We start from the raw sequence: 6,143 nt of genomic DNA, 5'->3' as shown, positions 1-6,143 counted from the left end.
GCCAGGAGCCGGAAAAAGTAAAGGCGGCGGACCAGGGTCCGCCGCCGATGCATCACTCGCGGTCGATCTGGATTTCGACGCGGCGGTTGGTGGCACGGCCTTCAGCGGTCTCGTTGGTGGCGATCGGCTGACGCTCGCCCATGCCTTTCACGGAGACGATGCTGGCTGCCGGCACACCGGCCTGGACCAGGTAGTTGCTGACCGACTTGGCGCGACGCTCGGACAGACGCTGGTTGTAGGCGTCGGTACCCTTGCTGTCGGTGTGGCCGGTGATCGACAGGCGAGTGCTGGCGGCTTCGCCACGCAGACGACCGGCGATACCGTCGAGCTGAGCACGATCCTGCGGACTGACTGCGGCGGAATCGAAGGCGAAGTGCAGATCACGCGCGGTGATCACTTCCTGCTTCGGCAGCGGTGCCGGCGCGGGAGCCGGTGCGGGCGCCGGAGCCGGGGCCGGAGCGGGCTCCATGCGGGCGACCTGCTCGTTGCCCTTGCCATGCACCCAGCAATAGGCGCCAGCGGTGGTACCTATGCCCAGGGCCGCCATGCCGGCGACGTTACCGCTCTGGGTAGCGCCGGCCGCACCGCCGACCAGGGCGCCGACCGCAGCGCACACCGGCCAATCGGATTTCTGTACGCCGCCCGCGCAACCGGCCAGCACGGTGCTTGCCAGGATGAGGGGTAAAGCTGTCCTTGCGATGCTCTTGCTCATGAAGGGTCTCCTATAGACCAGGTACCGCGAGTTAGGCTCGTCTTTCTTTGTAGTGCGCTGTCAGACTAATGGTGGCGTACACATCTTGACAACGCTGGTTGCTTAGTCAATCGCGATTTGATTAGGGTTCCCTTAATGGCAAACATATTCTCGTCCCGTACCCCGCAACAGGCTCTGGCAGGCCTGCTCGAACATCATCGGCCGGCACGTCTGCTCTGCGTGGCGCGCGAGCCGCTACCGGCGCTGCAGGCCTATGCCGAAGCCCATCCCCACTGCCAGCTGGTACAGGCCGCGGTACCCCTGGACGAGCCGAGCCTATTGGCCGAACGCTACGATCTGGTGATCCTCGCCGATTGCCTGGAACATCTGCCGCTGCGAACGGGCCGCGAATTGCTCGGCGGCCTGCGCAACCTCAACACCTCGCGACTGGCCGTGCTGGTGGACCTGGCCGCCAGCGAATGGCAGCTGACGGATTTCTACGCCCTGGCCCTGCAGGCCAGCGAGCGCTTCGCCCGGGACGGCCAGGTGGTCACCCTGTTCAGCTATGATCTGCACGACTACAAGCAGGTCCCGGACTGGCTCAATGCCCGGTTCTGGGCCAATCCGCAGAATTTCGGCAAGTACTGGTGGTGAGATGCATTCCATGGCCCCCTGCCCCTGTGGCGCGGACCTGTCGCTTGGCGACTGTTGCGGCGCCTTTCATGCCGGCACTCCGGCGCCCGATGCCGAACGACTGATGCGTTCGCGCTACAGCGCCTATGCGCTGGGGCTGATCGACTATCTCGTGGCCACCACGGCCCCCGCGCAGCAGGCGCTGCTGGACAGGGAAGCGCTGACGGCCTGGAGTCTGGGCAGTCGCTGGCAGGGTCTGCAGGTGCTGGAGCATCGCCCCGAGCCCGGCGATCCTGACCATGCGCGCGTCAGCTTCGTGGCACGCTGGGAGGATGGGCGCGGCGCCCATCGCCATGAAGAGCGCTCGGGCTTCGTCCAACGTGAAGGCCACTGGTACTTTCTCGATCCGACCGTACGCCCTCTGCCAGGCCGCAACGACGCCTGCCTGTGCGGCAGCGGCGCCAAGTTCAAGAAGTGCTGCGCAGGCTTCCTGTAACGCCGGCCACGCTCATTCCCTGGCCAGCGTCAGGTGGTCGGTATCCGGGACCGCCACGGGGAGCGCCTCGGACGCCGGCCCCAGATCGCTGCCCACCGGCGCCAGGCTCAGGTGCGACAGATCGACCCGCGGCGGCGCCACCGGCGCGGCCTCATCCTGCAGATCGGCGCCCACGGGTGCCAGGCCGAAATCCGGTGCCTGAACATCAACGAAGGCCGCCATCACGGCATCCCGGGGCGCGACCGACAACGACCCGCGCTCGGCGGCAGACGCCACGGTGGTCGCGGTGGCGGCTGGCTCCCGCGCCTCGACGGGTGCCGCAGCCGGCTCGCTCGTCTCGGCCATGGGCGCCACCTCGACCAGCGCCCCGGCCTGGGCCAGGGTGGCGCGATAGCGCTCGGCGGTAGCGGCGTCGAGACGATTCTTGATGATCATGCGGCGGCCGGAGAAGAGCACGGCGATGCGCTGTTCATCCGCCTGAAACAGCCGCATCAGATTCTGTCGGGTCTGCTGCGCATCGGCGCCAGCGACCAGCTCGCCCTGGAAGGCGATTTCATAGAGCACGGCGGACATGACGACCTCCTCGGTCACGGCAAGAGCTGCAGGATGCAACGTCGTGCCGGAGTGGTCCAGTCCGCACGGTCGCCTGGCCCGGGCGATTTTTTGTTAGCCTGTGCCGAAGCGGCCCCGACTTGTGCAGCAATCGGTGCTTGTTAAACTGCGCAGAAAACGGGAGTGCCGCATGCTTCGCCAGGCCTTGTTCATCACCCTGCTCGGCGTCCTGCTGAGCAGCCTTGGCGGTTGTACCTACATCGGGCGCAACTATGAGGAGCCCCAGGTCGAACTGACCGGCGTGGAGCTGATCCGCGCACGGCTGTGGAGCCAGGACTTCGTGCTGCACTTCCGCGTCCAGAATCCCAACGACAGCACCCTGCCCGTGCGCAACCTGGCCTATACGGTCTACCTGAACGATCTGCTGCTGTCCCAGGGCACCGCCAACCTGCATTCGTCGGTGCCGGCCAATGGCCAGCGCAGCTTCTCGGTGCCGGTGCAGACCAATCTGTGGCGCTACGTGAAGGACGTCGGTCGCATGCTGGAAGACCCCAGCCAGCCGATCAACTATCGCCTGCGCGGTCGGGTGAAGACCGGCTGGCTGTTCGGGCGCAGTGTCCATTTTTCTCGCCAGGGGCAGTTCGTGCCTGGTGCCTACATCCCGGAGTTATGAGATGAACCAACACGTCCACGGTCCCGATTGCAATCATGACCATGACCATCAGCATGATCACGGTCATGCGCACCATGTGCATGGACCGCACTGCAACCATGGCCCGGCCCAGGAGCCGGTGCGCAATCCGCTGAAGGAAGTGGGTCGCAACGATCCCTGCCCGTGCGGCAGCGAGAAGAAATTCAAGAAGTGCCACGGCGCCTGAGCACTTCCCGGTAGGTTGGGCTGAGCGCCGTCTCAGCCCAACCTACCCCTCCGCGACCCTGGCGCGTTACCAGGGCTGTCCGCCGCGCTGCGACTCCAGCCGCCGGATGAACTCCTCCAGCACCAGGGCGTAGAGATCGTCCTTGAGCACCAGATCCTCGACCCCGCAATCGATGTTGGGATTGTCGTTGACCTCGATCACCGCCAGCTTGTCGCCCGCCTGCTTGAGATCCACGCCATAGAGGCCATCGCCGATCAGGTTGGCGGTGCGTACCGCCAGCTCGACCACCGCATGGGGCGCATCCTGCACCGCCAGCGTACGGAAATCGCCGCTGACCTCGGTGGCGCTCGCACTGTGGTCGTAGATCTGCCAGTGCCCCTTGGACATGAAGTACTGGCAGGCGAAGATCGGCTCCTGGTTCAGCACGCCGATGCGCCAGTCGTATTCGGTGTAGAAGAACTCCTGGGCCAGCAGCAGCACCGAGCGCTCGAAGAGTTCGGCGCTGGCCTTGCGCAGCTGCGCCGCGTCCTCGACCTTGATGACGCCGCGGGAAAAGGAGCCGTCGGGGATCTTCAGCACCAGCGGGAAACCCAGGCGTTCGCCGAGTCCTTCGAGTTGACCGGGATTGTCCTTGTAGAGGATCTCGGTCGCCGGCATGTCCAGCTTGTGGGCGCGCAGCAGGTCGGCCAGATAGACCTTGTTGGTGCATCTGAGGATGGAGCGTGGATCGTCCATCACCACCAGACCCTCGCTTTCGGCCTTCTTGGCGAAGCGATAGGTGTGGTGGTCGATGGCGGTGGTCTCGCGGATGAACAGGGCGTCGAATTCACCCAGCCGTGCGTAATCCTTCTTTTCGATCAGCTCCACGTCCAGCCCCAGGTGCTTGCCGACGCGCACGAAATTCTTCAGCGCCTTGGCATCTGACGGCGGAAAGGCTTCCTTGGGGTCGTGCAGGATGGCCAGGTCGAAACGATATTTTTCGCGCCGCCCCGGTTTGAGCCAGACGCGGCGACTGAAGCCGTCGAGGGCGTTGGCGAAGTGATCTTCCTGCTGTTCGTGCAGCTTGTGGATGCTGCCCAGCTTGAGGCCGCCGATGTGCCAGCCAGCGCGGTCGCGGCGGAATTCCACCAGCAGCAGTGGACAGGGAAAGGCCTCGAACACCTGGCGCGCCAGATCCTGCAGGGGCGCGATGTCGGTGTTGCCGAAATAGAGCGTGAGGGTGAAGCCGTCGGCGCTGCCGTAGGGATGACCGGCCAGCGCCTTGGTCAGCAGCTTGTCCAGGTCCTCCAGCGCCAAGCCATAGAGTGACTTGCGCGCCAGTTCGCTGATGGTACGCACCGAGGGGATGACCTTGTGCCCCCGGGCTTCGGCGAGTAGCGAGCAGTAGTAGCCGTGGCCGAGGTACTTCTGGCTGCGGCAGAGGTTGATCACCTGCACGCGTTTGCCATTGTCCTGTTCGTTGGATTGCTCCAGGTATTCCTGGGCGGTGATGACATCTTCGCTGGGATAGTAGGACGACCAGTCTTCCTTGCGTTCCACGACGATATACAGCTTGCTCACTGGACCTCCTCGGTGCGGGGCGTGGTCCCGGCGGAAACCCGGATACCGCCGGACCACTCCAACTGTTGTAACGCGGGTGCTATTAACCGTTGCTTAACCATGCCAGGCTGCCCGCTCTGCCCCAGGAGAATCCTTCGCGATGAGTTTCACACTCAGGCCCGCCGGGCTGGACGATCTGGCGGCGCTGGTCGATCTGGAAGCGCGCTGCTTCAGCTATGACCGCCTTTCCCGGCGCAATTTCCACTACATGCTCACCCGGGCGAACGCCATGCTGATCCTGGCGGAAAACGATCGCCAGGTGGCGGGCTATGCGCTGGTGCTGTTCCACCAGAACACCTCGCTGGCACGTCTCTATTCCATCGCCGTCGATCCTGCGGCGCGTGGCCATCGCCTGGGCCAGCGGCTGCTGGAGGCTGCCGAAGCCGAGGCGGTGGAGCGCGATTGCGCCTACCTGCGCCTGGAGGTCCGACCGGACAACGCCGCCGCCATCGCCCTCTATGAGCGCAACGGCTACCTACCCTTCGCCACGGTGGAGGATTACTACGAGGACCACAGCCAGGCCCTGCGCTTCGAGAAGCGCATCCGCCAGCCGCGCGAAGGCCAGGCGCGCCCGGTGCCCTTCTATCGCCAGACCACCGACTTCACCTGCGGCCCGGCCAGCCTGCTGATGGCCATGGGCGCCCTGCAGCCCGGCCGGCCGCTGGAGCGGCGCGAGGAACTGCGGCTGTGGCGCGAAGCCACCACCATCTACATGACCGCCGGGCACGGCGGCTGCGGCCCCCACGGCCTGGCCCTGGCCGCGCTGCGCCGGGGCTTCAGGGTCACGCTGCAGGTCAATACCCGGGGCCCTCTGTTCCTCGACGGCGTGCGCAGCGAAGAAAAGAAGGAAGTCATGCGCCTGGTGCACGAGGACTTCAGCGCCGAGATCAAGCAGTCGCCCATCGAGCGCCTCTACCGGACGCGCCTGGACATCGCCCACTGGGTCAACCAGGGCGCCTTCCCGCTGGTGCTGATCAGCTCCTTCCGGCTGACCAAGGCCAAGGGACCGCATTGGGTGCTGGTCACCGACTGCGACGAGGACTTCGTCTACCTGCACGATCCCGATGTCGACCACAGCCAGCACCGCCGTGAACTGGACTGCCAGCACATCCCCGTGTCCCACGCCGAGTTCGACAAGATGAGTCGCTTCGGCCGCGGCAAGCTGCGCGCGGCGGTGATCCTAGGTCCTGTACGAAAAGTCGCCGAGCGAAGGTCAGGCGAGGCGAAAAAGGCTGAGGAAGCGGAGTTTACGAGTGGTAAATGAGCATTCCGAAGCGTTTTTCAACGAAGCATC

Annotated in this window: 8 protein-coding genes; 5 read left to right on the top strand and 3 right to left on the bottom strand. The window is 65.1% G+C overall.

Going from position 1 to position 6,143, the window contains the following annotated elements; genetic code table 11:
• Positions 1–52 precede the first annotated feature (52 nt).
• On the bottom strand, positions 53–712 hold the full coding sequence (locus tag QMX82_RS20070; RefSeq protein WP_158895116.1) for an OmpA family protein: 660 nt from the start codon (positions 710–712) through the stop codon (positions 53–55).
• Between the two features lie 135 nt (positions 713–847).
• Between QMX82_RS20070 and QMX82_RS20065 the strand changes: the two genes are divergently transcribed.
• Both QMX82_RS20065 and QMX82_RS20060 read left to right on the top strand, forming a co-directional pair.
• Positions 848–1,345 (top strand): DUF6231 family protein, encoded by a 498-nt coding sequence (locus tag QMX82_RS20065; protein WP_282286877.1) that lies wholly within the window; start codon positions 848–850, stop codon positions 1,343–1,345.
• 1 nt (position 1,346) lies between these two features.
• Positions 1,347–1,820, top strand: coding sequence for a YchJ family protein (locus QMX82_RS20060; RefSeq protein WP_282286875.1), 474 nt, complete (start codon positions 1,347–1,349; stop codon positions 1,818–1,820).
• A gap of 12 nt (positions 1,821–1,832) precedes the next feature.
• Here the strand turns inward: QMX82_RS20060 and QMX82_RS20055 are convergent, their stop codons facing one another.
• Positions 1,833–2,393 carry a hypothetical protein gene (locus QMX82_RS20055; RefSeq protein ID WP_208694645.1) on the bottom strand — a complete coding sequence of 187 codons (561 nt, stop codon included), beginning with the start codon at positions 2,391–2,393 and terminating at the stop codon, positions 1,833–1,835.
• Positions 2,394–2,562: 169 nt separating this feature from the next.
• Here QMX82_RS20055 and QMX82_RS20050 point away from each other — a divergent pair, with 169 nt between their 5' ends.
• Both QMX82_RS20050 and QMX82_RS20045 read left to right on the top strand, forming a co-directional pair.
• Positions 2,563–3,045: an LEA type 2 family protein gene (locus tag QMX82_RS20050; protein ID WP_282286872.1), complete on the top strand. Its 483-nt coding sequence runs from the start codon at positions 2,563–2,565 to the stop codon at positions 3,043–3,045.
• Between the two features lies 1 nt (position 3,046).
• Positions 3,047–3,250, top strand: a complete 204-nt coding sequence (locus tag QMX82_RS20045; protein ID WP_208694643.1) for an SEC-C metal-binding domain-containing protein — start codon at positions 3,047–3,049, stop codon at positions 3,248–3,250.
• Between the two features lie 66 nt (positions 3,251–3,316).
• Here QMX82_RS20045 and QMX82_RS20040 read toward each other — a convergent pair whose 3' ends face one another.
• The gene (locus QMX82_RS20040) at positions 3,317–4,810 is read right to left on the bottom strand and encodes a RimK family protein (RefSeq protein WP_208694642.1); all 1,494 of its coding nucleotides are present in this window, start codon (positions 4,808–4,810) and stop codon (positions 3,317–3,319) included.
• 139 nt (positions 4,811–4,949) lie between these two features.
• On the opposite strand from QMX82_RS20040, the gene QMX82_RS20035 reads away from it, so the two are divergent.
• The gene (locus QMX82_RS20035; protein WP_261793990.1) at positions 4,950–6,113 is read left to right on the top strand and encodes a GNAT family N-acetyltransferase/peptidase C39 family protein; all 1,164 of its coding nucleotides are present in this window, start codon (positions 4,950–4,952) and stop codon (positions 6,111–6,113) included.
• Positions 6,114–6,143: the final 30 nt, after the last annotated feature.

The organism is Pseudomonas sp. PS02302 (assembly GCF_029959585.1).
Taxonomy (GTDB): Bacteria; Pseudomonadota; Gammaproteobacteria; order Pseudomonadales; family Pseudomonadaceae; genus Chryseomonas; species Chryseomonas aestiva.
This window is presented reverse-complemented; position numbering and strand designations above follow the sequence as displayed.

What these genes read in the sequence shown, in the direction of transcription:
- QMX82_RS20070 (WP_158895116.1), bottom strand. Translation starts at nt 712, where the DNA reads ATGAGCAAGAGCATCGCAAGGACAGCTTTACCCCTCATCCTGGCAAGC.
- QMX82_RS20065 (WP_282286877.1), top strand. Translation starts at nt 848, where the DNA reads ATGGCAAACATATTCTCGTCCCGTACCCCGCAACAGGCTCTGGCAGGC.
- QMX82_RS20060 (WP_282286875.1), top strand. Translation starts at nt 1,347, where the DNA reads ATGCATTCCATGGCCCCCTGCCCCTGTGGCGCGGACCTGTCGCTTGGC.
- QMX82_RS20055 (WP_208694645.1), bottom strand. Translation starts at nt 2,393, where the DNA reads ATGTCCGCCGTGCTCTATGAAATCGCCTTCCAGGGCGAGCTGGTCGCT.
- QMX82_RS20050 (WP_282286872.1), top strand. Translation starts at nt 2,563, where the DNA reads ATGCTTCGCCAGGCCTTGTTCATCACCCTGCTCGGCGTCCTGCTGAGC.
- QMX82_RS20045 (WP_208694643.1), top strand. Translation starts at nt 3,047, where the DNA reads ATGAACCAACACGTCCACGGTCCCGATTGCAATCATGACCATGACCAT.
- QMX82_RS20035 (WP_261793990.1), top strand. Translation starts at nt 4,950, where the DNA reads ATGAGTTTCACACTCAGGCCCGCCGGGCTGGACGATCTGGCGGCGCTG.